Here is a 26,505-nt window from a genome sequence, read left to right on the forward strand (position 1 = left end):
CATGGCCAATCATCGTCTGGTTACATTGATCTGGATCTTCACCGAGAAATTCGGCCTGATCTTCCTGTCCATGATCACGTTTGTCGTGTACGCCCGATTGCTGTCCCCGGCAGAACTGGGGGTGGGCACGGTCATCATCGCCATCGTCGAATTGATCGGACTGATTTACTCCTCGGTGCTGGAAGATCCGCTGGTGCGGCTTGAGCGACTGGAGGACAAACACATCGCCACGGCGTTCTGGGCTGCGGTGCTGGTGAGCCTGGCGTCCATCGTCGTCATCACCGGCGCGGCCCTGCTGTACACGCCCTCCCCGGTGCTGCAATGGATGATGGCCATCGCCTCGGTGAAGATCCTGTTCACCATGATGGCCAGGGTCTATGTGGCGCAAATGCGCCGCAGCGGCAACTTCAAGATGCTCGCCTCCCGTACGTTGCTGGGCAAGGTCGTGGGCGGCGTTGCCGGTGTGGCGGTGGCGCTTCTGGGGTTGGGTGCCTGGGCGGTGATTGCCCAGGCCGTGATCATGGAATTGGTCTCGATCATCGTGTTGATGCTCGGCGAGCGACGGCGCATACCGTTCCTCATCGACGGTCCGTTCCTGCGTGAACTGTTGAAGGCTGGCACGCCGGTGGCGATCAACGCACTGAGTTCACAAACGCTGCAACGCGGGGTCACCGTGGTCCTCGGCATGACCGCCGGCGCCAATGCGGTGGGCATGTTCAACATGGCGATGCGCATCATCGACCTGCCGCGTAGCGCGATCTATAACGGCCTGATGAGCTACGCGCTGCCGGTGTTTGCCCGGCGCAGCGCCGAACCAACGCGGCTGCTGGGGATCATCGGTGACTCGACCGCCGTCAGCGGCTTCCTGCTGACGCCACTGTTCATCGGCATCGCCCTCACGGCGCAGGACTTGATCCTGCTGATCTTCGGCGCCAAGTGGGCCGAGGCCATTCCGATGCTGCAAGTGCTGGCCTGCACCGCCGCCATCGGCAACACCGCCATGTATGCAACCACCGCGCTGGTGGCGGTCAACCGCAGCCACCTGACGATCAAGGCCGAAGTGGCAACCACTTTGCTCGCGCTGGCGCTGGTCTACGGTTTCGGCAATCTCTATGGCGGCATGGCCGCGGCGCTGGCGCTGCTGGCGCGGATGCTGGTGATCACGCCGCTGCAAATCCGTGGGCTGAACACCGCCATCGGTTATGGCTGGCGGCGCTTCCTCGACTCCAATTACCGCAGCGTGATCGCCTCGCTGGTCATGGCCGCGACCGTCCTGTTCGTGTCACCACGGCTGGGTTTCCAAGGTTACCTGCACCTGATCTGCACCATCGTTGTCGGCGCACTGAGCTACGCCGTGGCCTATAGCGTGTTGCACCCGCGCTGGCCGCAAGAATTCAAAACGGTTTTCACCGCTCGCTGAATTCAGTCCCTGAGACAGGAAGACCTCACCATGCGCAAAACTACGCTGATCACTGGCGGGGCCGGCTACATTGGCTCCCATACCGCCCTGGCGCTCATCAATGCCGGGCACCACGTGGTGGTGCTCGACAACCTGTGCAACAGTTGTCGAGAGTCCATCGCGCGCCTTGAGTTGTTAACCCATACCCGGGTCGACTTCATCAATGGCGATATCCGCGACTCGATCCTGCTCGACGACCTCTTCAGCCGCTACGACATCGACGCCGTGGTGCATTTCGCCAGCCTCAAATCCGTCGAGGAAAGCGTGCGCAAGCCGCTGGACTACTACGCCAACAACGTTGCCGGCACGCTCAACCTGTGCCGGGCGATGGGCCGCAACAACGTATTCAAACTGGTGTTCAGCTCCTCGGCCACGGTGTACGGCGAGCCCACACGCTCACCGATTGCCGAAGATTTCGGCACCGGGAAACCGGTCAATCCTTACGGTCGAACCAAGCTGATGATCGAGGAATTGCTCGGTGACCTGTGCCACTCCGATCCGCGCTGGAGCATCGCCCTGCTGCGCTACTTCAACCCGATTGGCGCCCACGAAAGCGGAATGATCGGCGAAGACCCGAACGGTCGCCCGAACAATTTGTTGCCGTGCCTGACCCAAGTCGCGATTGGCCGCATGCCGGAACTGACGGTGTATGGCTGTGACTACCCCACGGTTGATGGCACCTGCGTGCGCGACTACATCCATGTGGTCGACCTTGCCAACGGCCATCTCAAGGCGCTGGAGGTGTTGGACAATCAAGGCGGGGTCAACTCCTGGAACCTCGGCACCGGGATTGGCTACAGCGTGCTGCAGATCATTCACAGTTTCGAGGACATCACCGGCATCACCATCCCCTACCGCTTCGCCCCGCGCCGCGAAGGTGACATCGCCAAATTCTGGGCCGACCCGAGCAAGGCCGTGCGTGATTTGGGCTGGAGCGCGGAGCGTGATCTGGAGCAAATGATCGTCGACACGTGGCGCTGGCAGTCGTGCAACCCGCAGGGCTATCAGTCGGACTTCGGAAGGCCAGCCCTGTCTGCGGTGAAGTGATGCGGGGGCTCAAGGAAGGCTTATTGCTCGTGCTGTTGTCGGTTTCGCTGGCGTGCAACGCGGCGCCGGCTCCACCCACCACCGGGTTGGTACTGTGGCTGGATGCAGATGACGCGTCGACAGTGATCGCCGATGCGCAGAACCGTGTTCAGCGCTGGCGGGACAAGTCCGGCAAAGCCAATGACGCGGCAGTGGACGGTGCGGCCGTCGCCGCTCGACCGCTGCGGGTGGCCGACGGCATCAATGGCCATCCGGTGGTTCGGTTCAATGGCGGCTCCGCGTTTCTGGGCAAAGGCCTGCGCACCGCCAAAGGCCCGGTGACGCTGCTGATTGTCTCCCGTCGCTTGCCTGAACACGCCGGGGCCGACCCGTGGCAGCGACTGTTCAGCTCGCGGCCGATCAGCGCCGACAACGATAACGTGCTGCCGAACTTCGCCATCAGCCTGTCGCAACCCAGCGCCTACGAACCGACGGTTTCAGTGCTGGAGCTCAACGACGTGCCGATTGGCCCGTATGGGGTCGGGCGTAATGCGCTGGGCAGTGACGAAAACTTCCACGGCGACATTGCCGAAGTGCTGGTCTATGACCGTCCGTTTGCCTCCCTCGCCGAACGCCAGCGAGCCTTCCAATACCTGGCGACCAAATGGTCTGTCGCCATCCCCAAGTCGGCTGATACCTGGACGCGAGTCGGCCCGCTGGGGGCATTGCCCGTTCTCACCAACGCCAACCTGCCGTTGTCGGACCAGGCCAACGCCGGCCGCTGGGTGTTCGACCCTAAACTCTCCGACGACTTCAACGGCACCAGCCTCGACCCCGCGCGCTGGCACGTCAACGATGCCAGCGGTACCGATTCGCTCGGGCGCAAACCGGCGCTGTTCACCCCGCAAAATGCGTCGCTGGGCAACGGCAACCTGAACATCGTTTTTCGCAAGGAAACCTTGCCGCAGAAATACGTCCAGCTGGGCTATAAGGACTACAGCTCCGCCATGGTCCGCACGATTGATCGCGGGTTCTACGGCTACTACGAATCACGCGCAAAACCCATGAACTCAGCCGGTTCCAGCGCCTTCTGGCTGGCCTGGACGGGCATTCCCGATAACGCCACGGAAATCGATATCTTCGAAATCGGTGGCAAAACCAAGAACGGTACTTTCGACCGTTTGTACAACATGAACGCCCATCTCTGGGCCACGCCGCAAAGCACCGAACATGTCGCCAACGGCAGCACCTGGATCAGCCCGTGGCGTTTGGCGAGTGCCTTTCATGTCTACGGCTTCGACTGGCAATCCGACACCTTGCGCTGGTACGTCGACGGCGTGCTGGTCAGGGAATCGAAGAACACGAATTTCTTCTTTCCGATGCAGATCGTCTTCGACAGCGAAGCGTTTTGGGAGTGGTTCGGCGTGGTCGACGATGCCGACTTGCCGTCCACGTTCCGGGTCGATTACGTCAGGGTCTGGCAACGCAGCCAATAATGACGGCGCGGCCTGACCGCTCCCTAAATCATCGGCGAAGCACTGACCACCCGCAGTGCCAATCCTTCGAACGCATCCAGCGTGATGGTGAACTCACCCTCAGGCGTGAGATCCCCTTCCACCCGCTCATTGATGATGTCGACCACCGGCCCCGGCGCAATGTTGGGCAGGTGCAGAGTTTCCGTGATCGGCGTGGAACCGAAGTTCAGCGCAGTGATTTGCGTGCCTTTACCAGCCGGTAATTCGTGAACCATGACCAGCAGCCCCGGATGCTCGACATCCGGAATCAGGATCTGCCGACTGGCGGCAATGTCGTAGGCGCGGCGTGCGGCGAGGATCCGCTTGAGTTGCGAGACGAACGAATCCGGGTCCTTCAATTGGCTGGTCAGGCTGCCGTACAAGGTTTTCGGTCGCGGCATCTGCCCGGCTGAAAACTCTGTTTCAGGGTTGAGGTCGACCAGATCGTAGGCACCGCGATGAATCCAGCGGGTGTCGCCGTCGTGCATCAAATGCGCGACCTGTTCGGCCGGCAACGGCAGCGCACCGACCAAGTCCCAGCCAGACAATGCGAACACACCGGGCTGCATGGCGTTGTACATTACCAACAGTAAATGCACCTGACGAATCTGCTGGATGTCCGCCGCGGTGATCGCGTCGAGATCACGAATCCCCAGCGCCGCCGTGATGATGCTGGCGGTGGTGCAGGACACGCCGTTGGTGACGAACTTCAGATTGTACGGCGCGTGTTCCCCGGCCAGGCGTTCGTACATCTGTTCGCGGATGTGCTCGCGCAGGATGTTGCCGGGGAAGGTCTGGCCCTGATAGAGGAAATTGTCGTGGGCGTGCAGCGTCCAGAAATGCACCAGTTCGAGGGTCAGTTCGTCGTGGTTTTGCAAGGCGTGGATCAACGAACCGGGGTCGATGCCGAGGCTGTGCATCTGCCGCAGCATCAGGCGCAGGAACTCGGTATCGCCCATCAGCAACGCGTGCTGGTAGGCCGGTCGGGTGATGAAATCGTATGAGAGATCCGCACCGCCGTGGGACATGGCGGCGATGTCGTCGACGGTCAGGTTGAGTTCCTGGAAGCTGAAACCGCCGGCCTTGCGGATCGCCCCGGCCAACAACTGGTTGCCGGTGATCGACAGCGGATGGCTTTCCGACCAGGCGGTGCCGTCGAGTTTGCGTTCGACGCCGAGAAAACCGTTGGCATCCAGACGCAGGATTTTTGCGCCCATCACGTCGATGGCATGCAGCGCGTCGCCGATGATCATCTGCTGCGCAGCGAAGGTCGGGTCCAGCCAATTCAGCGAGGGCTGCCCTTCCTTGAAGTAATGCAAATAGACCCAGCGGCGCGGCTTGCCGTCGACGCCCACCACAACCGGTGTCGCGCTCCAGTCGGTTTCCTTGACCCCGGGCTCGAAGAAGATCACCCGCTGCAACTGGCCGACGATGTAGTGCTTGTCGCGCAGCACATCGACCTGCGCAGGGCTGAGGTTTTGCGCATCGCGGCCCTCAGCGATGTCGGGCAGCAACAGCCAGTCTTCTTCGCGGATTTCCACCATGTGGTAGAGGCCGGGATAGTCCTCATACGCCATCTCGGCCAGGCGAAAATCCGCGCCTTTGCCGGTGTGCGACGGGATCACGTCATCAATGATCACTGCGTTGTGCGCGGCGGCCATGCGCACCAGCGCCTGTAACTGCGCCTCGGTGCCCAGCTGCGGGTCGATGTCGAAGCTGATACGGTCGAAATTACCGTCAATTGTCGGCGTGCGTTCGGTACCCGTCAGGCCACCGGACATTTTCAGCGGGCCGTTGTGGATGCCCTGGATGCCGATTCTCGACAGCGCATGCCACAGGGTTTCATCGCCCAGGGCTTCCAGCACGGTGCCGTTTTCCCGGGTGACGATGGACGCCGGGTACGCGGTGAACCACACCGACGCCAGCGCCGACGCATCGCGCGGCCGGGTATGCGCATACGGTTGCTGCCACAAACGGCCCTGCCCCGAATAGAGCCTGGCCCGCTGCCGGGCGGCGTGCAGCATGGATTGTTCAACCAGCCAGATCACATGGTTCTTGTCCGCTGCGGTCATAAAAACAATCACCTGTCATTGAAGTCAGTGGTGCGAGGCCCGTGTTCGTGTGGCGTCGCTCGTTTTTATATGAGGCCCTGTGGTGCGATTCGTTGCATTGCCCGGCGAACGCTATCAAGTAGAAGGTATCGCCGCCGATACAATGAAAGCGTCATGGATACGGCGTACGGTGTCCGGCATCGAGCGTCTTATCGCTCTCACTTGCGAGCGTCCCTCGCCAAGGAAGCACAATGATCAATGTTTCAACTTCAACGAATGTGGCGATGTCGGCCTACGCGGCTGCCGTCGATTCGAAGTCTGCCAATACCCGGCAGCAGGTCGCTCAAGACGACACGGCGCAGGCCAAGGCCTCGAACACCGATTCGGTGAGTCTCTCCAGCACCTCCACCGATTACAGCAGCTCGATCGTCGGCAATGCGCCGTACTTTCCGGTGCGCGCGGGAATGAATGACGATGCGCTGGTGCTGGGTGCGTCCAAGCCGGGCGCAGTCTCCAGTTCCAAGGACAAGACCTTCCCGGAAGTGGCCGCCGATGCGCGCAAGCGCATGGATGAAAAATACGCGCAGATGACCGCCAGCGGCAAGCCGTACGCCAAGACCGATGAAGACCGTAATGCGCTATTCGGCGACCTTGATCGCCGCTCGCTGAACGCCGTCGCCACCAACGAAGGCGGCAAGTTCAGCGCTGACGAACAAGCCTCGGCCCAGGCCTTGATGCGCCAGCAGGGCCGTCTCGCCACCGGTTATTACAGCGGCCCGGCGGACCAGGAAAAAAACTGGAAAGACCCGTTCGCCAACGACCCGGTCGCCCGCGCCCATGCGGCCCTGGATTTTCTCGACAACATGAGCCCCGAAGAAAAGAACACGCCGCAATGGCTGACCCAGCATTTGTCGCTGGAAGCGGTATTGAACCAGGGTGGTGGTTCGGATCCGACGGAGAAAAAGTCCGGGCATTTTCACAACCTGGCTGAAATCCTCGCGGGTGTGGTGACGGATGGGTCGGACCAGAAAAAAGCCGACGATGCCAAGACTGACGATCCGGCTGCTGTCATCCTGGCCAAGCTTCAAACGAATGTGTCAGTCGATCTAAAAGCCAACTGACACACCACCCCCCTGTGGGAGCGAGCCTGCTCGCGAAAGCGGTGTGTCAGTTGATGTGAATGTCGACTGATACTCCGCTTTCGCGAGCAGGCTCGCTCCCACAAGGGAACTGCGGTGGCTGTACTATTCAGGCAGCAGAAGTTGACGTTCGCGAGAAGGCAATGCGATTGCCAGTGCCAGAACGATCAACCCCGCCGCCACCGCAAACGTCACCCGCATGCCATTACCGGCAAACACCGCGCCCATCGCTGATGCCCCCGTGATCAACCCCAGATTGCGCGACAGACTGAGCAACCCGGCAATCACCCCGCGCTGATCGGCGCTGACACCGCTCATGACCAAGGTGTTATTGGCCGCCTGAAACAGCGCATAACTGCCAGTGATCACCGCGATGGGGACGACATAGCCCGGCACACCAAAACCCGCCGGCATGATCGCCAATACCCCGGCGCCCAACGCCAGGGTCGCCAGCCCGAACACCGTCATGCGCTGCGCCCCGAATCGATCCACCAGACGCCCCGCCGGCACCCCGCCCAGCGCCGCCACCAGCGGACCGACCGACAGGGTCAACCCGACCAGCGCGGCGTTCAGCCCCAGCGTGCCCGAGAGATAAAACGGCCCGACCACCAGCGTCGACATCATCACCGTCGACACCAATGCACTCATGCCCAGGCTCGCACTCAGCCCTCGTTCACGGAACAGCGCCAGCTTGATCAAGGGCGACGTGGATCTAGCCTCGACCCACAGGAAAACTCCACCACCGACACCCGCAACCAGCAGCAACCCCCAATCACCCAACGTCATGGCCAGCGCATACGCGCCAAGCGTCAGCGCCAACAGCAGCGTCCCCGGAAAGTCGAAACCACTGCGCCGAGCCACAGGCCGATCCGCCGGCAAACAGCGGTAAGCCAGTACAAAATTCAAAACACCCAACGGCACATTGACCAGAAAAATCGTCTGCCAGCCGAACCCTGAAATCAGCACACCGCCCAACGAAGGTCCCAGCGTGGTGCCCATCGCCGACATCGTCCCCAGCAACCCCATGGCGCTGCCGGTCTGCGCTTTCGGCACCGTATCGGCGACAAACGCCACGGTCAGCGCCAACATGATCGCCGCACCCAGACCTTGCACGGCACGCGCCGCAATCAGCCAGCCCAGCGAAGGCGCGAGCCCACAGGCCAGCGACGCCAGGGTGAAAACCACGATCCCGCTCAACAACAAGCGTTTGCGACCGATCAAGTCACCGAGTCGTCCAACGCTGACAATCAACGTCGTGATCGCCTGCAGGTACGCCAGGACTATCCACTGCACGTCCTGAAACGCTGCATCAAAGGTCTGAGCCAACGTCGGCAATCCGGCATTGGCGATGCTGGTGTCGAGGGAAGGCATCAGCATCGACAGCGAAAGGCTGGCGAGCGCCCAGCGGACCGGGGCGGAGGACGTGAGGGTTTTCATGGGCTGGCCACTTCTGAAAGATTGGCTTTCAGCGTATGCGCGCCGCTGACATGGCGGAAGACGCAGCGTTTGCACTTGATACCTGCACGCAACGCCATGTCACCGCCAAGGCGTGCTAACGTTCAGCCATGACCATGCCCGATCTGAACCTGCTGATTACCCTCGATGCACTGCTCGCTGAAGGCAGCGTCGCGCGCGCCGCGCAACGCTTGCGCCTGAGCCCGTCGGCGATGAGCCGTGCGCTGGCGCGTTTGCGCGAAACCACCGGCGATCCGCTGCTGGTGCGCGCCGGCCGTGGGCTGGTGCCAACACCGCGAGCGCTGGAACTGCGCGAACAGGTCAGCCAACTGGTGCAGCACGCCGAAGCGGTGCTGCGCCCGGCCGAGCAACTCGACCTCAAGCACCTGACCCGCACCTTCACCCTGCGCACCAGCGACGGCTTCGTCGAAAACTTCGGCCCGGCACTCATCGCCCGTCTCGGCGAGCAAGCGCCCGGCGTGCGTTTGCACTTCCTGCAGAAACTCAACAAGGACAGCGCGCTGCTGCGTGACGCAAGCGTCGATCTGGACACCGGCGTGGTCGGCGACACCACCAGCCCGGAAGTGCGCACCCGTGCGTTGTTCAAGGATCGCTTTATCGGCGTGGTGCGCGCCGGCCATGGGTTGAGCGAGGGCGAGATCACGCCCGCCCGTTACGCCTCGGGTCGGCACATCCTGGTCTCGCGACGCGGGCGCGACAGCGGGCCGATGGATGATGCGTTGCAATCACTGGGGCTGGCGCGAGACATCGCCACCATCGTTGGCGGCTTTTCCGCTGCACTGGCACTGGCCCGCGCCTCGGACCTGATCGCGACCGTGCCCGAACGGCACACGCAAAACCTGCGTGCCGGTTTGCACAGTTTCCTACTGCCGATCCCGACGCCGCCGATCACGATCTCCATGCTCTGGCACCCGCGTATGGATGCGGACTCGGCGCATCGGTGGTTGCGCGACTGCGTTCGTGAGGTGTGTGCGCAGGCTCAATAGCCCTCACTTCGACCAGACCGCTTGCGGAACACACACCACCCCCTCGAACAACAACCGTGCGGTGCGCATCAACCCGCACCCGGCCAATTGCCCTTCCTTCAGGCGCAATTCCACGGTGAACTCGCCGGTGGGATGCTCAATCGACAACCGTCGCACGTCGCCCTCGCCAACGCTGGCCAGCCCCGTCGCCACCGTATCCTCGATCAAACACGCCGCGGCGACACTGACCGCACCGAATACGCCGATGCTGGTGTGGCAACGATGCGGAATGAAGCTGCGGGTACTCAGCGCCCCACCCGCTTGCGCCGGCGCCACCAGGCACATTTTTGGCACGTTACGCTGGCGTACATCGCCAAGATTCATGAGCGGTCCGGCTTGCAGGCGGATGGCTTCGAGACGGGCCTTGAGTTCGACGTCAGCGTCCAGTTGTTCGGGGCTTTCATAGCCGCTGCAACCCAGCGCCTGGGCGCGGATCAGCACCACCGGCATGCCATTGTCGATGCACGTGACGTAAACCCCGTCGAACATATCCAGGGCATTGCCGGTCGGCAGCAACGCACCACAACTGGAGCCGGCGACATCCTCAAACTCGACGATCAGCGGCGCGGCATGCCCCGGCACGCCATCAATCCGCGCATCGCCTGAGTAGCGCACGCTACCGTCCGGTGTGGGGACATGCGCGACGGCGATCTGTCCGGTGTTTTCCATGAAGATTCGCACCGGGGTTTCGTCGCCGGTCACGGCCACCAATCCACGTTCGATGGCGAACGGGCCCACCGCGGCCAGGATGTTGCCGCAGTTCTGCCCGTAATCGACGCGGGCCTCTTCGACCAGTACCTGGGCGAACAGATAATCGACGTCCGCCTCGGCGCGCGAAGAAGGTTTGATGATCGCGACTTTGCTGGTCAGCGAATCGCCGCCGCCGAGGCCATCGATCTGACGTTTGTCCGGCGAGCCCAAGACGGCCAGCAGCACTTGATCACGCAGCGCCGGCTGATCGGGCAAATCGTCCGCCAGAAAATACGCGCCCTTGGACGTGCCACCGCGCATCAGCAGGCACGGAATACGGGTTTGTCCCATGGTCAGTCTCCGAGTTCGTCGAGGCTGTCGACATAGCGCAAACCCTTCTCTGCCAACCGGCCACGCATGTTGTAGATATCCAGGCCCAGTTCGCCCCTGGCCAGGCGCAACGCCTTCTGTTCTTCCAGGTCGGCACGGGCGCGGCTGGCGTCAACCACCTGCGGCACTTCGGCGCGACGCACAATGACTACGCCGTCATCATCGGCCACCACCACATCCCCCGGATTGACCAACTGACCGCCACACACCAGCGGCAGGTTGACCGAGCCCAGGGTCTCTTTGATCGTGCCTTGGGCACTGATGGCGCGGGACCACACCGGGAAGCCCATTTCACGCAGCGTATGGGTGTCGCGCACACCGGCGTCGATCACCAGGGCACGCACGCCATGGGCCTTCAGCGACGTGGCCAACAGGTCGCCAAAGTAGCCATCGGTGCACGGTGAACTGGGGGCAACCACCAGGATGTCGCCGGGCCGGCATTGCTCCACCGCCACATGGAACATCCAGTTATCGCCCGGTGCGACGAGCACCGTGACCGCCGAACCGCTGATGACAGTGCCCTGTTGGATCGGTGTGATCGACGAGGCCAGCAAGCCCTTGCGCCCCTGCGCCTCATGAATGGTCGCGACGCCAAAACGTCCGAGTTCATCGACCAGCGATGCCTCGGCCCGAGTGATGTTGCGCAGCACAATGCCGGTTTTTCCGATGTGCTCGCTCATCCGAGGTTCTCCGTCACACGGGGGAAGATGCTCTGGTAGCCCTCGCCATAAATGATGTTGCGGGTCGAGGTGATCCCGACGTTACGTTTGGCTTGCACGCCACGTTGCAGCGCGACACGGGTGTAGTACTCCCACAAATGTTCCTGACCGGCCATGCACTGGATCGCCGCGTACTTTTTGTCCCAGACATCGGTGATGTCCAGCAACACGTCCGGGCGCCATTCGCACTGCTCTGGCTGGTGCGGTTCGAAGCTGTAGACCGGTGGCGCGCCGACGATTTTCTCGCCCGGTTTGTAGCCCTCGGCCTGGGCGATGATGCGTGCCTCTTGCGTCAGGTTCATGGCCAGTGGGTGATCGTAGTTGTAAGGGTCTTTCAGCGAATGGCTGAGGACGAATTCCGGCTGGACCCGGCGAAACACATCGGCCAGGCGGAACAGCGTGTCCTTGTCGGCGCGCATCGGGTAGTCACCGATGTCGAAGAACTCGACGCTGGCGCCGAGAATGTCGGCGGCGGCCTGTGCTTCTTCGCGGCGTGCGTCCTTGACCTTCGATTCGCTCATGTCGCCCTTGCGCCAGAGCTTGGCCGACTCACCGCGCTCGCCGAACGACAGGCAGACGATGTGCACGTTGTAGCCCTGCTGCGCATGCAGTGCGATGGCACCGCCCGCACGCCAGACGAAATCGGCAGAGTGTGCGCTGACGACCAGCGCGTTTTTGGATGACTCGATCATTGCGGGTGCTCCTCCTGCGTGTCGAAAGAGCATCGCACCGGGGCCCATCGGTGGAGTAATGCGTTCGAGTGTTCGAGGTATGCGTTTTTTTTATTGCCTCCCCTCAAGCACAGAGGCATAGTCCGGCGAAACGTGGACCCGTCGAGCATGAACCCATGGAAACCCCTGAACTTCCCAGCCTGATGCACGTGCGCGCCTTCGTCCGGGTGGCTGATCACGGCAGTGTTTCCAGGGCGTCGGTGGCGCTGTTTCGCGCGCAGTCGGTGGTCACCCGCTCGATTTCCGAGCTGGAGGCGCGGTTGGATGTGCCACTGTTCGAACGGCACGCCAACGGCATGCGCTTGACCGATTTTGGCGAACGCCTGTTGCCCCGCGCACGGCGGGTGCTGGCGGAACTGGACAGCGTGCCGAAGTTGCTGGGCGCCGGCGACAAACTCGCCGTGGAGCCGTTGTATCTGTTCCAGGCCCGACGCCTGCAAGTGTTCGTCAAACTCTGTGAAACCCACCACATGCAAACCGTGGCCAGCCTGTTGGGCCTAAGCCAGCCGGCGGTCAGTTCGACGCTCAAGGTGCTGGAAAGCGGTTGCGGCCAGAGCCTGTTCGAGCGCACGCCTCGCGGGTTGCAGCCGACCCGGGCCAGTCATGAAATCCTCTTTCCGATCCGCCGGGCGTTGAATGAACTGCGTCATCTGGACACCGACATCACCGCCATTCGTGGGGCATTGCAAGGCGTGGTGCACGTCGGCGCCCTGCCCTTGGGCCGCACGCGCATCCTGCCCGAAGCGATTGTGCGCCTGGTGGCCGAACACCCCGGCATTCAGGTGATCACCAACGAGAGCCCGTTCGATTTGCTGGCGACGGAACTGCGCGCCGGCGATGTGGATTTCATTTTTGGCGCCTTGCGCTCGGCAGCGTACGCCAGCGATCTGGTCGGCGAGTCGCTGTTCACCGAAGACATGGTGGTGTTGGCGCGACGTGATCATCCGCTCGCCACGCAAACGGATTTGCATCAGGCGCTCGGCGCCACGCAATGGGTGCTGCCGCGTGCCGGCTCGCCCGCCAGAAAGATGCTTGATGACTGCTTCACCGGGTTCGGCATCGCCGCCCCACGGCCCGTGGTGGAGAGTGCCGACATGGCGATCATTCGCGGGCTGTTGCTGCGCTCGGACATGCTCGCGGCGGTGTCCGCCCATCAACTCGAACAGGAAATTGCCTCCGGCGAGCTGTGCATCCTGCCGCTGCGGCTGCCACAGACCACCCGCGCCATCGGCCTGACCTACCGCAACGCCAGCCTGCATTCACCGGTGGCTCAGGCGTTGATGGAGATGATCCGCCGGGTGATTCGCGAGGAAGCGACCGAGGTCCGACAGGGGTTTGTCGGTGACTGAGTAATCGCCATCGTGAGCAGGCTCGCTCCCACATTTGATCTTCGTCTTACACAGATTTTGTGTTCACTGAAGATCTACTGTGGGAGCGAGCCTGCTCGCGAAGACGGCAGCCCATCAAACGATGAGCCATCAGCCTGTCGTCAGAGCAAGCTCAGCGGATAGCTGATGATCAAGCGGTTCTCATCAAACTCATTGGTGCTGTAATCGCGACGAATACTGGAATTACGCCATTTGACGTTGAAGCTTTTCAACGGGCCGCTTTGCACGGTGTAGGCCAGTTCCGACTCACGCCCCCACTCCTTGCCGTCAGTGACGGTGCCAGTGTGGATGTTGTCGCCACTGATGTAACGGTTCATCAGCGTCAAGCCAGGCACGCCCAGTGCGACAAAGTTGTAGTCATGACGCAACTGCCAGGATTTCTCCCGGGCACTGTCGTAACTGCTGTTGTAGCTGTCGTTGGCCAGGGTGCCGCCGCTGGTGCCGTTGACCCGCATCCACGCATCATCGCCCGTGAGTTTTTGCAGCCCGACGTAGAAGGTACTGCCGCCATACTTGGCCGAGAGCAGCGCCGATGCCGTGCGGTTATCCAGATCACCCGCGCGGGCGCTGCCGTCTTCACTGCCCCAGAAATAGCCCAGGTTCGCGCCGAGGGTCCAGTCCCCCAGTGGCTGACTGTGGACGATTTGCAGGTATTGCTGCTGGTAGATGTCCTTGAGTTGCGCGTTCCACACACCGATCATCGTGCGTTTGTCGTTGAAACTGTATTCACCACCGACAAAGTTGAAACGATCAGAGGTGAACGCGGTTTTGCCCTGCATGAACATGTCTTCCATGCTCGCGTCGTTGCGTGGGCTGTTCTGCCGGAACTGACCGCCGTACAGGCTCAGGCCAGCCAGTTCCTGCGAGGTGACCTGCCCGCCCTGAAAGGTTTGTGGCAACGAACGGCCATCGTCGGAACGCAGGATCGGCAGCACCGGCATCCACTCGCCGACCTTCACTTCGGTCTTGCTCACTTTCATCTTCCCGGCCACCGCCAGCCGACCGAAGTCATCGGCGGGACGTCCGTCGCTGCCAATCGGCAGCAACTGCGTACCGCCCGTGCCTTTGCCGCCATCCAGCTTGACCGACAGGAGGCCGAGCGCATCGACGCCAAAACCCACCGGCCCCTGAGTGAACCCTGAACGCGCATCGAGGATGAAGTTCTGCGTCCACTCCTCAGCCTTGCCCTGCGGGTACGCGGGGTTGGTGAAGTTGCGGTTGATGTAGAAGTTGCGCAGGTTCAGGTTGGCGCTGGCGTCTTCGAGAAAACCGGCCGCCGAACCCGCCAACGGAAATGCCGAGGCCATGGCGAAGGTGCAGGCGATACGAGGGTTGACCGTGATTTTCATTGTTATTGTTTTCCGATTTTTGGGTAAAGAAAGGCCCTGCGCCCGCCGAAGCCGGGCACAGTGAGATCCAACAGAAAAAGTGCAAGGGGCGGCCCGGGAGGAGCCGCGAGAATGTCGGCGCGATCAGCGCGGTGCTTTACCCGCCACCGAATAGAGCACTTGCTGATTGCGGGTTTTCATGAAGTCTTCCAGGCTTTGCCCACGCATGGCTGCGTAGACGTGCAGGTTGGGAATGCCCAGCACCGCTGCGAGTTTTTCCAGCACAAAGAAGATCGCCCCGTAGTGGATCAGCCCGCGCCAATCACGGCGACGCAGCAGATCGCGCTCTTCGTCGCTCAAGGCGCTTTCATCGAACAGCGCCTCGGGCGCATCGAGAAAACGCTGACGCCACTCGGGCTCGATCATGCGGTGCAGAAACTTGTTCAGGCGATAACCCTTGGCGCTGCGTTCCAGGGTGAACGGGTACGTCCCTTGCAGTTTCTCGATACCGGCCAATTGGTGTTGCATGTGCTGCACGTGACGCGCGTTGACGTCGGCAGGCACTGGTTGATCCTGGTTTTCCAGGAGCAAGGTGGCGATGCCGGTCATCGACGGCAGGTAATAATCCTGGTGCAGGTTTTTCACCGTGGCCGACAACGCGCCGCGCATGATCAGCCAGGTGATCACCTCCGAGCCTTCCATCCCGCCCAGGGTGGCGTACTCGGCGTGGGTCATTTCGGTCAGGCGCACCGGTTCGTTGACCAGCAGATCGATGAACTGCGCGTCCCACTCCGGGTTATTGAACCCGCAGCGCTCGCCATGCACCTGATGCGATACGCCGCCGGTGGCGACGATCGCGACCTTCAAGTCTTCAGGGTAGCTTTCGATGGCCCGGCGCAGGGCCTGGCCCAGCTTGTAGCAGCGCAACGCACTGGGAATCGGGAACTGCAACACGCCCACTTGCAGCGGCACGATCTGCACCGGCCAATCCGGCTCGCACGGCAGCAGCGCCGACATCGGCGAGAAGAAGCCATGGTCCAGTGGCTTGTCGCGGAAGAAACTCATGTCGAACTCATCGGCCATCAGACTCTGACCGATGTGTCGCGACAGGGCCGCATGCCCGCCAACCGCAGGCAACGAACGTGGATTGCCGCCCTCGTCGGCGACCTCGTAACGCTCATCGACCCCAAGGGAGAACGCGCCATAGTGGTCGAAGAAAAACGAGGTCACATGGTCGTTGAAGATGTAGAACAGCACGTCGGGTTGCTGCTCTTTGAGCCAGACCTTGATCGGTTCGAAGCCTTCGAAAATCGGCGCCCAGGCCGCCTCGTTCTGTTTGTCGTGATCGACAGCGAAGCCGATGGTGGGAGTGTGTGAGACCGCGAGGCCACCGATGATGCGTGCCATGACAAATTCCTGTGTTTGAAAGAGATTATTGCGCCAGCAAGGCCCGGTTCACCCGGCGCCGTGCATGACCGTTGGCCAGGATCGCCAGCGCGGCGATAAAGGCCGGCACGCTCAACAGGGCGAACAGCAACGGCAGACCCAAGCCGAGGCTGAGCACCGCCCCCCCGATGAGAGAACCAAAGATAGCCCCGAAACGCCCGATGCCCAGCATCCAGCTCACCCCGGTGGCGCGGAAAGCGGTCGGGTAATAACCCGGCGCGAAGGCGTTGAGCCCGGTCTGCGCACCGCTCATGCAGAACCCCGCCGCGACCACGCCGATGGCCAGCAGGCTCGACTCAAGACTGAAGGCCCCCAGCAGCAGAATGAACACACCGCCCAACGCATAAGAAGTCGCGATCACCGCGTTCGGATTGCGTCGATCCATGGCCCAACCGACCAGGATCGCACCGACGGTGCCGCCAATCTGAAACAGCCCGGTAATGGTTGCTGCGCGTTCGATCGACAAACCGCCTTCGCGCAACAGCGTCGGCATCCAGCCCATGGTCAGGTAAATCACCAGCAGGCCCATGAAATAGGTGAGCCACAGCGCAAACGTGCCGAGGCGGAAACGCTCGGTGAACAGCATCCGCACCGGGGCTTTTTGCTGCGCCTGGGGCTCGGTCATGATGAATTGGGTAGCGCCGGTGAACGTCCCGCCCAACTTGTTCAAGACCTTGGCAATCTGGCTCGCGGGCGCATTGTGAGCGGCCAGAAAACGCGCCGACTCGGGCAACAACAGCCACAGGAACGGCACCAGCAACAGCGGCAGGATCCCGCCAAAGAGCAGCACCGCCTGCCAGCCGTGCCCCGGAATCAGCCATGCCGCGACAAAACCGCCCAAACCCGAACCCATGTTGAAGCCGGTGAACATGATGGTGATGAACAGCGAGCGGTTGCGCTCCGGCAGGTACTCAGACAGCAATGTCGTGGTGTTGGGCATGGCCGCGCCCAGTGCCACGCCCATGAACAGCCGCAATGCCGCCAGTTCGTAGGGGTTACGGGCGAACGCACAGGCCAGGCTCAACACACTGAAACCGGTGACAGCGCACAGCAGCACCTTCTTGCGCCCCAGGCGATCGGCGTATGGGCCGGCCGTCAACGCACCGATGGCCAGACCGACCATGCCGGCGCTCATCACCGGGCCGAACGCGGCTTTGGACAACCCCCACTCCTGAATCAGCGAAGGCGCGATAAAGCCCATGACCGCGACGTCGAAACCGTCGAACAGCACAATGAAAAAACACAGGGCCATGATCAGCCACTGATAAGGCGCAACCGGACGGTTGTCGATCCATGCCTTGATGTCGACGGTTTCAGTACTCATGCATTCACCTTCTTATTTTTTTGAAATTGCAGCAGGCGTGGCGTCGATGCGCGACGGTCAACCTGTTGGGCGTGACTCTAAAGCCGCAGCCGCCTGCACCGCCTCTGGGAAATCCTTAAGGGGGTATCGGTTTTTCTTATCGGGCCGAATCGGCGAACCGGGGCTAGACTTAAAAACCCCGGGCTTGGGCCGCACCGGTCAGGTCATTTGAGGTGAGGAACTGTCATGAGCGACACAGACAATCTGCGCAAATACTCCTCCCAGGTCATCGACGGCGTCGAAGCCGCACCTGCCCGCGCCATGCTGCGCGCCGTGGGTTTTACCGATGCCGACTTCAAGAAGCCGCAGATCGGCATCGCATCCACCTGGGCGATGGTCACGCCGTGCAACATGCACATCGACAAGCTCGCCCTTGAAGTCGAAAAAGGTGCCAACGCAGCGGGCGCCAAAGGCGTCATTTTCAACACCATCACCATTTCCGACGGCATCGCCAACGGCACTGAAGGCATGAAGTATTCGCTGGTGTCGCGCGAGGTGATCGCCGATTCGATCGAGGTGGTGGTCGGTTGTGAAGGCTTTGACGGCCTGGTGACCGTGGGCGGTTGTGACAAGAACATGCCGGGCTGCCTGATCGGCATGGCGCGGCTCAATCGCCCGTCGATTTTTGTCTACGGCGGCACGATCCGGCCCGGCGCGGGACACACCGACATCATTTCCGTGTTCGAGGCTGTGGGCCAACATGCGCGGGGGGATATCAGCGAGATCCAGGTCAAGCAGATTGAAGAAGTGGCGATTCCCGGTCCTGGCTCCTGTGGCGGGATGTACACGGCCAACACCATGGCCTCGGCCATTGAAGCGTTGGGCATGAGCCTGCCCGGTTCCAGTTCTCAGGACGCGGTCGGCAGCGACAAGGCGTCAGACAGTTTCCGAGCTGGCCAGCAGGTCATGGAGCTGCTCAAGCTGGACCTCAAACCCCGCGACATCATGACCCGCCAGGCCTTTGAAAATGCGATCCGCGTGGTCATCGCCCTCGCCGGCTCGACCAATGCGGTGTTGCACCTGCTAGCCATGGCGAATGCCGTGGATGTCGACCTGACGCTGGATGACTTCGTCGAACTGGGCAAGGTGTCGCCGGTGGTGGCGGACCTGCGCCCCAGCGGCAAGTACATGATGAGTGAACTGGTGGCCATTGGCGGTATCCAGCCGCTGATGAAACGTATGCTCGCCGCCGGCATGCTGCACGGTGATGTGCTGACGGTGACTGGCAAAACCCTCGCGGAAAACCTCAAAGACGTCCCCGACTATCCTGAAGGCCAGGACGTGATCCTGCCCTTCGACACGCCAATCAAGAAGGACTCGCACCTGGTGGTGCTGCGCGGCAACCTCTCGCCTACCGGCGCCGTGGCCAAGATCACCGGCAAGGAAGGTTTGCGCTTTGAAGGCACGGCGCGGGTTTATCACGGTGAGGAAGGCGCGCTGGCCGGGATTCTCAATGGCGAGGTTAAGGCTGGCGATGTGATCGTGATCCGCTATGAAGGGCCCAAGGGTGGGCCGGGTATGCGCGAGATGCTGTCGCCCACTTCGGCGGTGATGGGTAAAGGGTTGGGCAAGGAAGTCGCGCTGATCACTGATGGGCGTTTCTCCGGTGGCTCGCACGGCTTTGTCGTGGGGCATATCACGCCGGAGGCGTTTGAGGGGGGGCCGATTGCGTTGGTTGAGGATGGCGACAGGATCACTATTGACGCGGAAACCCGGCTGATTACGGTGGACGTGACCGACGCGGTATTGGCCGAGCGCAAGACCCGTTGGGTGCGGCCGGAGTCCAAGTACAAGCGTGGGGTGTTGGCGAAATATGCCAAAACAGTGTCGAGCGCTTCGGAAGGGGCTGTGACGGATAAGTATCTTTAGGGGTTCTTGTGCTGCCTGATCCACCGCTTTCGCGAGCAGGCTCGCTCCCACATAGGTCTTGTGAACACCCGAGATCCAATGTGGGAGCGAGCCTGCTCGCGAAGGCGGTGGATCAGGCAATATCAATTTACAACCTGAACCGGTCCACCGACTGCGACAGTTTCCCCGCCAGACTCGATAACTCATCAGTCGTCGAAGCCGTCTGCCCGATCACCTTGCTGTTGCCTTCCGACATCCCCGCAATCATATCCACCTGATGCGCAATTTCGTTGCTGGCCAGGCTTTGCTCGCCGATGGTGCGGGTAATGTCGTTGACCAGTTGCGTGGTGCTCAGTGTCGCGTCGAGGATTTCACGAATCGCGCGCTCGACATCGGCGGTCACCGCCATGCCTTTGTCGACCTGCGCCACGCCCGCTTCCATGCTGGTCACCGCTTCGCGGGTGCTTTGCTGGATGCGCGCGACCATGCTGGCGATTTCCTGGGTGGAGGCGCTGGTGCGGCCGGCGAGGTTGCGCACCTCGTCGGCAACCACGGCAAAGCCACGGCCCTGCTCACCGGCACGGGCCGCCTCGATGGCAGCGTTCAACGCCAGCAGGTTGGTCTGGTCAGCGATCCCCTTGATCACCTGAATGATGTTGAAAATCCCTTCCGACTCCTTGTCCAGCGTGCGAATCACCTGAGCCGACTGCTGCGCGGAACGGGCAATGCCGTCCATGTCTTCGACGACCTGATGGATCACCCGACCGCCATCCTTGGCCAGTGACTCGGCCTGGTTGGCCATGTCCAGCGCGCGTTCGGCGTGGCGGGTGATTTCCTCGATGCTGGCGGTCATTTCGCTGGCGGCGGCGGCCATGGTGCTGGCCGCGGCGCTTTGCTGCTGGCTGCTGTCGGCGACTTGATGGCAGCCGCTGCTGAGTTGATCACTCATGCCGCTGACGCCATGGGCATTGCTGCGCACCACCTCGATCATGCCGCGCAGGTCGCGTTGCATGGTCGCCAGGCTGCGGATCAACGCGCTGGCTTCATCCTTTTGAGTCGGCTCGACAATCGGTTCGCTCAAGTTGCCGTGGGCGATGCTTTGGGCGATTCGGCTGGCGGTCTGCAACGGCCCCATGATGCTCATAATCACCCAGCGCCCCTGAATCAGCAGCAACACCAGGCTGGCGATCAGCACGATGCCGAGGGTGAAGTTGGCACTGTGGATGGCTTGCGCCGTGCCTTGGCTGGTCTGTTGCGTGTTGGTTTCGATCAACTCGCTGAGGGCTGCCATCTGGTCTTCCAGCTGGCTGAACGCGGTATTGAAAGTACCCAATTCCTTTTGCGCCGCTTCAGGGTTTTCCAGCGCCAGGCCGACGATACGCTCGGCTGCGCTGATGTAGGTGTCGAGGCTCGGTTTGACCTTGTTCAGCGCGGTCTTGAGGGTGTCGTTGACCGGCAGCTTGAGGTTATCGCCCAGCACTTCACGAAAATGCGCCGTATGTTCCTGGATAGAACTGTGTACTTCGGCCTTGCTGCTGGTGCTTTTGCCCAAGCCGACCAGCATCGCCGACAGCACATCGGCGCGCAGGGCGTCATGCATCATGTCGGCTTCGAGGTGGTTGCGCAGCGCGGTCATGCTGACCTCGCTCTCGCTCACCGCGTCAGCCATCTGCGTGTTGCCCACGTAACTGACCAGGCTGACGATCAGCGCGGTGAGCACACTGGTGCCGATCAACAAGAGTAAACGGAGTTTTATCGACATGGTGCAGCCCTCTGTTGGCACGTCGGCATTATTCAAAAGCTATCGACTGCGACCGCCACATATTTAAGGCTGGACCGGTTCTTTTCGCATTTTGCGACATGCGGTAGGCAAAGCCGCTGTTTTGGCGCCCTTGGGTCCTGAACCTAGTTTCAAAACCCCAGTCATACAGGCGCCTTGAATGCCCACTTACCGTCGTCTCTGATCAGAGCTGTCCGCCTCATGCACCCGACTGTCCTCGCCTTGCGCCGCGCCTCGCTGTGTCTTTTGCCTGTGTTTGCCCTATTTGCCTCCCCCGCTCATGCCAATGGCGAACGCCAACTGGTGGCGGCAATCAACGACTACCGCGCCCATCCCCAGCGCTGCGACAGGCGCCCGGCACAACGCCTGGCACCGCTGGCGCTGAACTCCAACCTGGCGTTGCCCATCGGCTATGGCGGCGGTTTGCGTGATCGGCTGAAGGCTTCCGGCTATTCCGCGGTGACCGTACGCAGCATTCGGGTGGTCGGCGCGCAGGATGCCGATGAAGCGTTTGACATGCTTCAGGACGATTACTGTGGGGCGTTGCTGGATGGCCAGTACGCCGACATTGGTGTCAGCCGCGCCCGAAGCGAATGGCAAGTGGTGCTCGCGCAACCGGTGCTCGACCACAAGGTCGGCGATACACGCGCCGTCAGCAAAGCCTTGCTCGCGCAGGTCAACGCCGCGCGGGCCAAACCGCGAATGTGTGGCGGTCAGCGATTCTCCGCCGCGCGGCCGCTGAGCTGGAACCCGGCTTTGGGCGCCGCCGCACAAGGGCACAGCAAGGCCATGGCCTACGGCAACTACTTCGCCCACCGCGACCCCGACGGCGACATGCCCGCGGATCGAGCGAGGGCCGCCGGTTACCGCGGCCGGCAGATCGGCGAAAACATCGCCGCCGGGCAGAGTTCACCCAACAAGGCGATGGCCGGATGGCTGGCCAGCCCAGGGCATTGTGCGAATTTGATGAACCCGATGTTTACTCAGGTAGGCGCTGCGTATGCGGCGGATGCGCGAAGTGATGAGGGGGTGTATTGGACGATGCTGTTCGGGGCGCAATGACCTTCGGCCAGCCACGCAACCTTCCGGCCCATTGAAATCCTGTGGGAGCGTGGCTTGCCCGCGATGAGGCCATCAGCCCCACAGCAATCCCCAACAGAAGCATTAGACCCAACAACCTCGCTGCATAGAACCCAACGCAATCAAAAACCGCGCTTAGTCCGGAACCCGGCCTTCCAGACACTTTCCGTGTGCAAGTCGGCAAAGTTTGGCGAACTATACTGATTGATCAGATTTCTCATGTGTCATGTAGAACGTCGACACCCGCGCACCTGTCAGGCGCCCCGTGCCATTTGCCAACAACTTGATCCCGAGCCGATTTTGCCAAGGAACGAATGGCAAGCAGTCCCCCGATTGCTGTATGGCCAACGGGTGTGGAGAAGAGCATGAACTACAAGCTTTTTACCGGCGTTGTATTTGCGGTCGCGACAACAATGGCCATCCCGGTTGGTCTGTCCAGTGCCTGGGCTGCGGAACAGCGGGCATTGGCTTCGGATGGAGCGGATCATGTAGGGGCTGGTCAGGTCGCCTCCGATGGGTCGGATCATGTGGGCGCCGGTCAGGTCGCTTCCGACGGTTCCGATCATGTGGGCGCCGGTCAGGTCGCTTCCGATGGTTCCGATCATGTTGGCGCTGGACAGGTCGCTTCCGACGGTTCGGATCATGTTGGCGCTGGTCAGGTTGCTTCCGACGGTTCGGATCATGTGGGCGCTGGACAGGTTGCTTCCGACGGTTCGGATCATGTCGGCGCTGGTCAGGTTGCCTCTGATGGTTCGGATCATGTCGGCGCTGGTCAGGTTGCTTCCGATGGTTCGGATCATGTGGGCGCCGGTCAGGTCGCTTCCGATGGTTCCGATCATGTCGGTGCCGGTCAGGTCGCTTCCGATGGTTCGGATCATGTCGGCGCCGGTCAGGTCGCTTCCGATGGTTCGGATCATGTAGGGGCTGGTCAGCTGGCTTCCGACGGTTCGGATCGCGTGGGTGCCCCTCGTCTCGCGTACTCCTCACGTGTGGGCGTTGGCTCTGATCGCGTCGCGTCGAATCTGATGTCCGGTAGCTACACCGACCAGTTCAACGCGCCAAGGTAAGAACAGCCGCTGAGGCCCTGCCAAAAGCCACGGGAAATACGTTCGCCAGCGCCAGCGTATTTCCCGGGCAACCGCCCAAATGCGGTCAATCTCACCCCCGACAATAAAAGCTTTTGCCTATCAGCCCCGAATACTCCACCTATTAGCTGACTTGCAGATAGGCGTCTAACCTTATCCCAGCGCTGGCGTCAGCCGGCCGGTTTTGAGCTGATAAGGAGACAGGAATGAGTCAGAAACATGACTAAGCCTGCCGTGGGCCACCGTGATTGCACCTCGTTTTTTGCTGTACCGATAGCCGTGTGATCAAAACAATCAGTGAATCGAACTGCTGGCCCAGCAGCCTGTGTCATTGCTTTCGCTCGTCGCTATTCCAGAACCCACAAAGGGCCGGATAGCCCGGATGAACACGACCAAAGGTAGCTCGCACATGGCAAATGAATCGAAATGCCCGTTTAACCACGCCGCCGGCGGTGGCACGACGAACCGCGATTGGTGGCCGAACCAGCTGAATCTGAAAATCCTGCACCAGCACTCGTCCCTGTCCGATCCCCTGGACGAGGGCTTCAACTACACCGAAGCGTACAAAAAACTGGACTTTGCCGCGGTCAAACGAGACCTCACGGCACTGATGACCGATTCGCAAGACTGGTGGCCAGCCGACTTCGGTCACTATGGGCCACTGTTCATTCGCATGGCCTGGCACGCCGCGGGCACCTATCGAACCGGCGATGGCCGTGGCGGGGCCGGCTCCGGCCAACAACGCTTTGCGCCACTCAACAGCTGGCCGGATAACGTCAGCCTCGACAAGGCACGCAGGCTTCTCTGGCCGATCAAGCAAAAATATGGCCGCAACATTTCCTGGGCCGACCTGATCGTACTCACCGGCAACGTCGCGCTAGAGTCCATGGGCTTCAAGACTTTCGGCTTCTCCGGTGGTCGCGCCGACGTCTGGGAACCGGATGAGGACGTTTACTGGGGTTCGGAAAACAAATGGCTGGGCGGCGACACCCGCTACGACAAGGCGCAAAAAGCCGTGCAAGCGCCCGGCGATGTTCCACTCGTGGCCGAGCCTGGGAGAAATGAAGACAGCCGTACCGATCAGGGGCGCAATCTGGAAAATCCACTGGCTGCCGTGCAGATGGGTCTGATCTATGTGAACCCGGAAGGTCCGGAGGGCAATCCCGATCCCGTCGCTTCGGCACTGGACATTCGCGAAACCTTTGGCCGCATGGCGATGAACGATGAGGAAACCGTAGCGCTGATCGCGGGCGGTCACGCCTTCGGTAAAACCCACGGCGCAGGTCCCGCCGACAATGTCGGTGCCGAGCCCGAAGCCGCTGGTCTCGAACAGCAAGGCTTTGGCTGGAAAAACAGTTTTGGCACCGGCAAAGGCGCGGACACCATCACCAGCGGCCTGGAAGTGACCTGGACCACCACACCGACAAAATGGAGCAACAACTACCTGGAAAACCTGTTCGGTTTCGAGTGGGAACTGAGCAAAAGCCCCGCCGGGGCGAACCAGTGGGTGGCAAAAAACGGTGCCGGTGCCGGTACTATCCCGGATGCCCACGACCCGTCGAAACGGCGCAATCCGACCATGCTGACCTCGGACCTGGCCCTGCGCTTCGATCCGATCTACGAGCCGATTTCGCGGCGCTTCCTGGCCAATCCCGATCAACTGGCCGATGCCTTCGCCCGGGCCTGGTTCAAGCTGATCCACCGCGACATGGGTCCCCTCTCCCGCTACCTCGGCCCGGAAATGCCGAACGAAGAACTGCTGTGGCAAGACCCGATCCCGGCGGTCGATCATGCCTTGGTCAACGACAGCGATGTCGCCGCACTCAAGAGCAAAATCCTCGCCTCCGGCCTGTCGGTTTCGCAGCTTGTATCCACCGCTTGGGCAGCGGCTTCGACCTTCCGCGGCTCCGACAAACGCGGCGGTGCCAACGGCGGACGCCTGCGTCTGGCCCCGCAGAAATTCTGGGCAGCCAATCAGCCGGAACAACTGGCGAGCGTGCTGACGAAACTCGAAAGCATCCAGAACGAGTTCAACAGCGGCGGCAAGAAAGTCTCGCTGGCGGACCTGATTGTGCTAGCCGGTAACGCCGGCGTGGAGCAAGCGGCAAAAAACGCCGGGCACACCGTCACCGTGCCATTCACGCCAGGACGGATGGACGCCTCACAAGAGCAAACCGATGTGGAGTCCTTCGGCTTCCTTGAACCGATTGCCGATGGCTTCCGCAACTACCTGAAAACCCGCTACCGCGTATCGGCCGAGCAATTGTTGATCGACAAGGCACAATTGCTGACGCTCACCGCGCCAGAAATGACCGCGTTGATCGGCGGCCTGCGCGTGTTGAACACCAACGTCGGACAAACCCGCCACGGCGTGTTCACCCAGCAACCGGAAGCGCTGACCAACGACTTCTTCACCAACCTGCTCGACATGGGCGTGGAATGGAAACCGACCTCCGAAGCCGCTGAGGAGTTTGAAGGCCGGGATCGCAAAACCGGTCAGGTGAAGTGGACCGGGACGCGGGTGGATCTGGTCTTTGGTTCGAATGCGCAATTAAGGGCATTGGCTGAGGTGTATGCCAGCAGCGACGCGAAGGAGAAGTTTGTCAAAGACTTCGTGGCAGCATGGACCAAGGTGATGAACCTGGATCGGTTTGATGTGAAGTGAGCCACCTGTTCCACCCCGGCCTGGTGACAAGGGTTGGGGTGGCCTGACTCGGTGCCGATCGACACCACAATGAAGATCCCCTGTGGGAGCGAGCCTGCTCGCGAAGGCGGTGTATCAGTCAGCATTGATGTTGAATGACACACCGCCTTCGCGAGCAAGCCCGCTCCCACAGTTTTGATTGTGTGGTCAGTTTATAAAGCCTCGCCCCCTCACTGACCAAGGATCAACGCTCTCGATAACGACTATGCCCAAGGGTGTTTTTTCATCACAGGGCTCCAGCACTACAGTGGCGACATCTTCTT

At 61.4% G+C, this 26,505-nt stretch carries 19 protein-coding genes and 1 pseudogene; 9 read left to right on the top strand and 11 right to left on the bottom strand.

The features are described from left to right. The first annotated feature begins 1 nt into the window (after window position 1). Genes ACWKV5_RS00890 through ACWKV5_RS00900 form a run of 3 tightly spaced genes read left to right on the top strand, consistent with a single transcriptional unit; the run spans window position 2 to window position 3,981 of the window. The gene (locus ACWKV5_RS00890; RefSeq protein ID WP_483839751.1) at window positions 2–1,420 is read left to right on the top strand and encodes an oligosaccharide flippase family protein; all 1,419 of its coding nucleotides are present in this window, start codon (window positions 2–4) and stop codon (window positions 1,418–1,420) included. Window positions 1,421–1,450: 30 nt separating this feature from the next. Further along, window positions 1,451–2,506, top strand: a complete 1,056-nt coding sequence (gene galE / locus ACWKV5_RS00895; RefSeq protein WP_483839752.1) for a UDP-glucose 4-epimerase GalE — start codon at window positions 1,451–1,453, stop codon at window positions 2,504–2,506. A gap of 29 nt (window positions 2,507–2,535) precedes the next feature. Then, window positions 2,536–3,981 (top strand): family 16 glycosylhydrolase, encoded by a 1,446-nt coding sequence (locus ACWKV5_RS00900; RefSeq protein ID WP_483840304.1) that lies wholly within the window; start codon window positions 2,536–2,538, stop codon window positions 3,979–3,981. A 23-nt stretch (window positions 3,982–4,004) separates the two neighbouring features. On the opposite strand, the gene treS is transcribed toward ACWKV5_RS00900, so the two are convergent. Beyond that, window positions 4,005–6,071, bottom strand: a complete 2,067-nt coding sequence (treS, locus tag ACWKV5_RS00905) for a maltose alpha-D-glucosyltransferase (protein ID WP_483839753.1) — start codon at window positions 6,069–6,071, stop codon at window positions 4,005–4,007. Between the two features lie 230 nt (window positions 6,072–6,301). Here treS and ACWKV5_RS00910 point away from each other — a divergent pair, with 230 nt between their 5' ends. Next, the gene (locus ACWKV5_RS00910) at window positions 6,302–7,171 is read left to right on the top strand and encodes a hypothetical protein (RefSeq protein WP_483839754.1); all 870 of its coding nucleotides are present in this window, start codon (window positions 6,302–6,304) and stop codon (window positions 7,169–7,171) included. A gap of 123 nt (window positions 7,172–7,294) precedes the next feature. On the opposite strand, the gene ACWKV5_RS00915 is transcribed toward ACWKV5_RS00910, so the two are convergent. Continuing rightward, window positions 7,295–8,626: an MFS transporter gene (locus ACWKV5_RS00915; protein ID WP_483839755.1), complete on the bottom strand. Its 1,332-nt coding sequence runs from the start codon at window positions 8,624–8,626 to the stop codon at window positions 7,295–7,297. A gap of 128 nt (window positions 8,627–8,754) precedes the next feature. Here ACWKV5_RS00915 and ACWKV5_RS00920 point away from each other — a divergent pair, with 128 nt between their 5' ends. Beyond that, complete coding sequence (locus ACWKV5_RS00920; RefSeq protein ID WP_483839756.1) at window positions 8,755–9,651, top strand: LysR family transcriptional regulator; 897 nt, start codon at window positions 8,755–8,757, stop codon at window positions 9,649–9,651. 3 nt (window positions 9,652–9,654) lie between these two features. Here the strand turns inward: ACWKV5_RS00920 and ACWKV5_RS00925 are convergent, their stop codons facing one another. Genes ACWKV5_RS00925 through galB form a run of 3 tightly spaced genes read right to left on the bottom strand, consistent with a single transcriptional unit; the run spans window position 9,655 to window position 12,181 of the window. Continuing rightward, window positions 9,655–10,731, bottom strand: coding sequence for a 4-oxalomesaconate tautomerase (locus ACWKV5_RS00925; protein WP_483839757.1), 1,077 nt, complete (start codon window positions 10,729–10,731; stop codon window positions 9,655–9,657). A gap of 2 nt (window positions 10,732–10,733) precedes the next feature. Next, window positions 10,734–11,450, bottom strand: coding sequence for a 4-carboxy-4-hydroxy-2-oxoadipate aldolase/oxaloacetate decarboxylase (locus ACWKV5_RS00930; protein WP_483839758.1), 717 nt, complete (start codon window positions 11,448–11,450; stop codon window positions 10,734–10,736). Then, window positions 11,447–12,181 carry a 4-oxalmesaconate hydratase gene (gene galB, locus ACWKV5_RS00935; protein WP_483839759.1) on the bottom strand — a complete coding sequence of 245 codons (735 nt, stop codon included), beginning with the start codon at window positions 12,179–12,181 and terminating at the stop codon, window positions 11,447–11,449. The genes ACWKV5_RS00930 and galB overlap by 4 nt, the downstream gene beginning before the upstream one ends. A gap of 155 nt (window positions 12,182–12,336) precedes the next feature. On the opposite strand from galB, the gene ACWKV5_RS00940 reads away from it, so the two are divergent. Continuing rightward, window positions 12,337–13,569: a LysR family transcriptional regulator gene (locus tag ACWKV5_RS00940; protein ID WP_483839760.1), complete on the top strand. Its 1,233-nt coding sequence runs from the start codon at window positions 12,337–12,339 to the stop codon at window positions 13,567–13,569. A gap of 140 nt (window positions 13,570–13,709) precedes the next feature. Here the strand turns inward: ACWKV5_RS00940 and ACWKV5_RS00945 are convergent, their stop codons facing one another. From ACWKV5_RS00945 to ACWKV5_RS00955, 3 genes are all read right to left on the bottom strand, one after another. Further along, on the bottom strand, window positions 13,710–14,957 hold the full coding sequence (locus ACWKV5_RS00945; protein WP_483839761.1) for an OprD family porin: 1,248 nt from the start codon (window positions 14,955–14,957) through the stop codon (window positions 13,710–13,712). Window positions 14,958–15,080: 123 nt separating this feature from the next. After that, the gene (locus ACWKV5_RS00950) at window positions 15,081–16,343 is read right to left on the bottom strand and encodes a gallate dioxygenase (RefSeq protein WP_483839762.1); all 1,263 of its coding nucleotides are present in this window, start codon (window positions 16,341–16,343) and stop codon (window positions 15,081–15,083) included. A 25-nt stretch (window positions 16,344–16,368) separates the two neighbouring features. Further along, window positions 16,369–17,706, bottom strand: a complete 1,338-nt coding sequence (locus ACWKV5_RS00955) for an MFS transporter (protein WP_483839763.1) — start codon at window positions 17,704–17,706, stop codon at window positions 16,369–16,371. Window positions 17,707–17,931: 225 nt separating this feature from the next. Between ACWKV5_RS00955 and ilvD the strand changes: the two genes are divergently transcribed. Further along, the gene (ilvD, locus tag ACWKV5_RS00960; RefSeq protein WP_483839764.1) at window positions 17,932–19,614 is read left to right on the top strand and encodes a dihydroxy-acid dehydratase; all 1,683 of its coding nucleotides are present in this window, start codon (window positions 17,932–17,934) and stop codon (window positions 19,612–19,614) included. Between the two features lie 127 nt (window positions 19,615–19,741). Here the strand turns inward: ilvD and ACWKV5_RS00965 are convergent, their stop codons facing one another. Together ACWKV5_RS00965 and ACWKV5_RS00970 are read right to left on the bottom strand one after the other, a co-directional pair. Next, window positions 19,742–20,605: a methyl-accepting chemotaxis protein gene (locus ACWKV5_RS00965; RefSeq protein WP_404942959.1), complete on the bottom strand. Its 864-nt coding sequence runs from the start codon at window positions 20,603–20,605 to the stop codon at window positions 19,742–19,744. Beyond that, window positions 20,600–21,355, bottom strand: a pseudogene (locus ACWKV5_RS00970) (MCP four helix bundle domain-containing protein); the annotation flags it as partial. The gene ACWKV5_RS00965 and the pseudogene ACWKV5_RS00970, both read right to left, overlap by 6 nt. 219 nt (window positions 21,356–21,574) lie before the next feature. Here ACWKV5_RS00970 and ACWKV5_RS00975 point away from each other — a divergent pair. Further along, window positions 21,575–22,435: a CAP domain-containing protein gene (locus tag ACWKV5_RS00975; protein WP_483839765.1), complete on the top strand. Its 861-nt coding sequence runs from the start codon at window positions 21,575–21,577 to the stop codon at window positions 22,433–22,435. A gap of 272 nt (window positions 22,436–22,707) precedes the next feature. Here the strand turns inward: ACWKV5_RS00975 and ACWKV5_RS00980 are convergent, their stop codons facing one another. Beyond that, window positions 22,708–23,370 carry a pentapeptide repeat-containing protein gene (locus ACWKV5_RS00980; RefSeq protein WP_483839766.1) on the bottom strand — a complete coding sequence of 221 codons (663 nt, stop codon included), beginning with the start codon at window positions 23,368–23,370 and terminating at the stop codon, window positions 22,708–22,710. 577 nt (window positions 23,371–23,947) lie between these two features. Between ACWKV5_RS00980 and katG the strand changes: the two genes are divergently transcribed. Next, window positions 23,948–26,203 carry a catalase/peroxidase HPI gene (katG, locus tag ACWKV5_RS00985; protein ID WP_483839767.1) on the top strand — a complete coding sequence of 752 codons (2,256 nt, stop codon included), beginning with the start codon at window positions 23,948–23,950 and terminating at the stop codon, window positions 26,201–26,203. The last annotated feature ends 302 nt before the right edge of the window (window positions 26,204–26,505 follow it).

The sequence above is a fragment of the Pseudomonas oplopanacis genome, assembly GCF_057128725.1.

Bases quoted from the DNA above. Each gene is read 5' to 3' on its own strand.
- ACWKV5_RS00890 (WP_483839751.1), top strand. From the start codon at position 2: ATGGCCAATCATCGTCTGGTTACATTGATCTGGATCTTCACCGAGAAA.
- galE (WP_483839752.1), top strand. From the start codon at position 1,451: ATGCGCAAAACTACGCTGATCACTGGCGGGGCCGGCTACATTGGCTCC.
- treS (WP_483839753.1), bottom strand. From the start codon at position 6,071: ATGACCGCAGCGGACAAGAACCATGTGATCTGGCTGGTTGAACAATCC.
- ACWKV5_RS00910 (WP_483839754.1), top strand. From the start codon at position 6,302: ATGATCAATGTTTCAACTTCAACGAATGTGGCGATGTCGGCCTACGCG.
- ACWKV5_RS00915 (WP_483839755.1), bottom strand. From the start codon at position 8,626: ATGAAAACCCTCACGTCCTCCGCCCCGGTCCGCTGGGCGCTCGCCAGC.
- ACWKV5_RS00920 (WP_483839756.1), top strand. From the start codon at position 8,755: ATGACCATGCCCGATCTGAACCTGCTGATTACCCTCGATGCACTGCTC.
- ACWKV5_RS00925 (WP_483839757.1), bottom strand. From the start codon at position 10,731: ATGGGACAAACCCGTATTCCGTGCCTGCTGATGCGCGGTGGCACGTCC.
- ACWKV5_RS00930 (WP_483839758.1), bottom strand. From the start codon at position 11,450: ATGAGCGAGCACATCGGAAAAACCGGCATTGTGCTGCGCAACATCACT.
- galB (WP_483839759.1), bottom strand. From the start codon at position 12,181: ATGATCGAGTCATCCAAAAACGCGCTGGTCGTCAGCGCACACTCTGCC.
- ACWKV5_RS00940 (WP_483839760.1), top strand. From the start codon at position 12,337: ATGGAAACCCCTGAACTTCCCAGCCTGATGCACGTGCGCGCCTTCGTC.
- ACWKV5_RS00945 (WP_483839761.1), bottom strand. From the start codon at position 14,957: ATGAAAATCACGGTCAACCCTCGTATCGCCTGCACCTTCGCCATGGCC.
- ACWKV5_RS00950 (WP_483839762.1), bottom strand. From the start codon at position 16,343: ATGGCACGCATCATCGGTGGCCTCGCGGTCTCACACACTCCCACCATC.
- ACWKV5_RS00955 (WP_483839763.1), bottom strand. From the start codon at position 17,706: ATGAGTACTGAAACCGTCGACATCAAGGCATGGATCGACAACCGTCCG.
- ilvD (WP_483839764.1), top strand. From the start codon at position 17,932: ATGAGCGACACAGACAATCTGCGCAAATACTCCTCCCAGGTCATCGAC.
- ACWKV5_RS00965 (WP_404942959.1), bottom strand. From the start codon at position 20,605: ATGCAACGCGACCTGCGCGGCATGATCGAGGTGGTGCGCAGCAATGCC.
- ACWKV5_RS00975 (WP_483839765.1), top strand. From the start codon at position 21,575: ATGCACCCGACTGTCCTCGCCTTGCGCCGCGCCTCGCTGTGTCTTTTG.
- ACWKV5_RS00980 (WP_483839766.1), bottom strand. From the start codon at position 23,370: ATGATCCGAACCATCGGAAGCGACCTGACCGGCGCCGACATGATCCGA.
- katG (WP_483839767.1), top strand. From the start codon at position 23,948: ATGGCAAATGAATCGAAATGCCCGTTTAACCACGCCGCCGGCGGTGGC.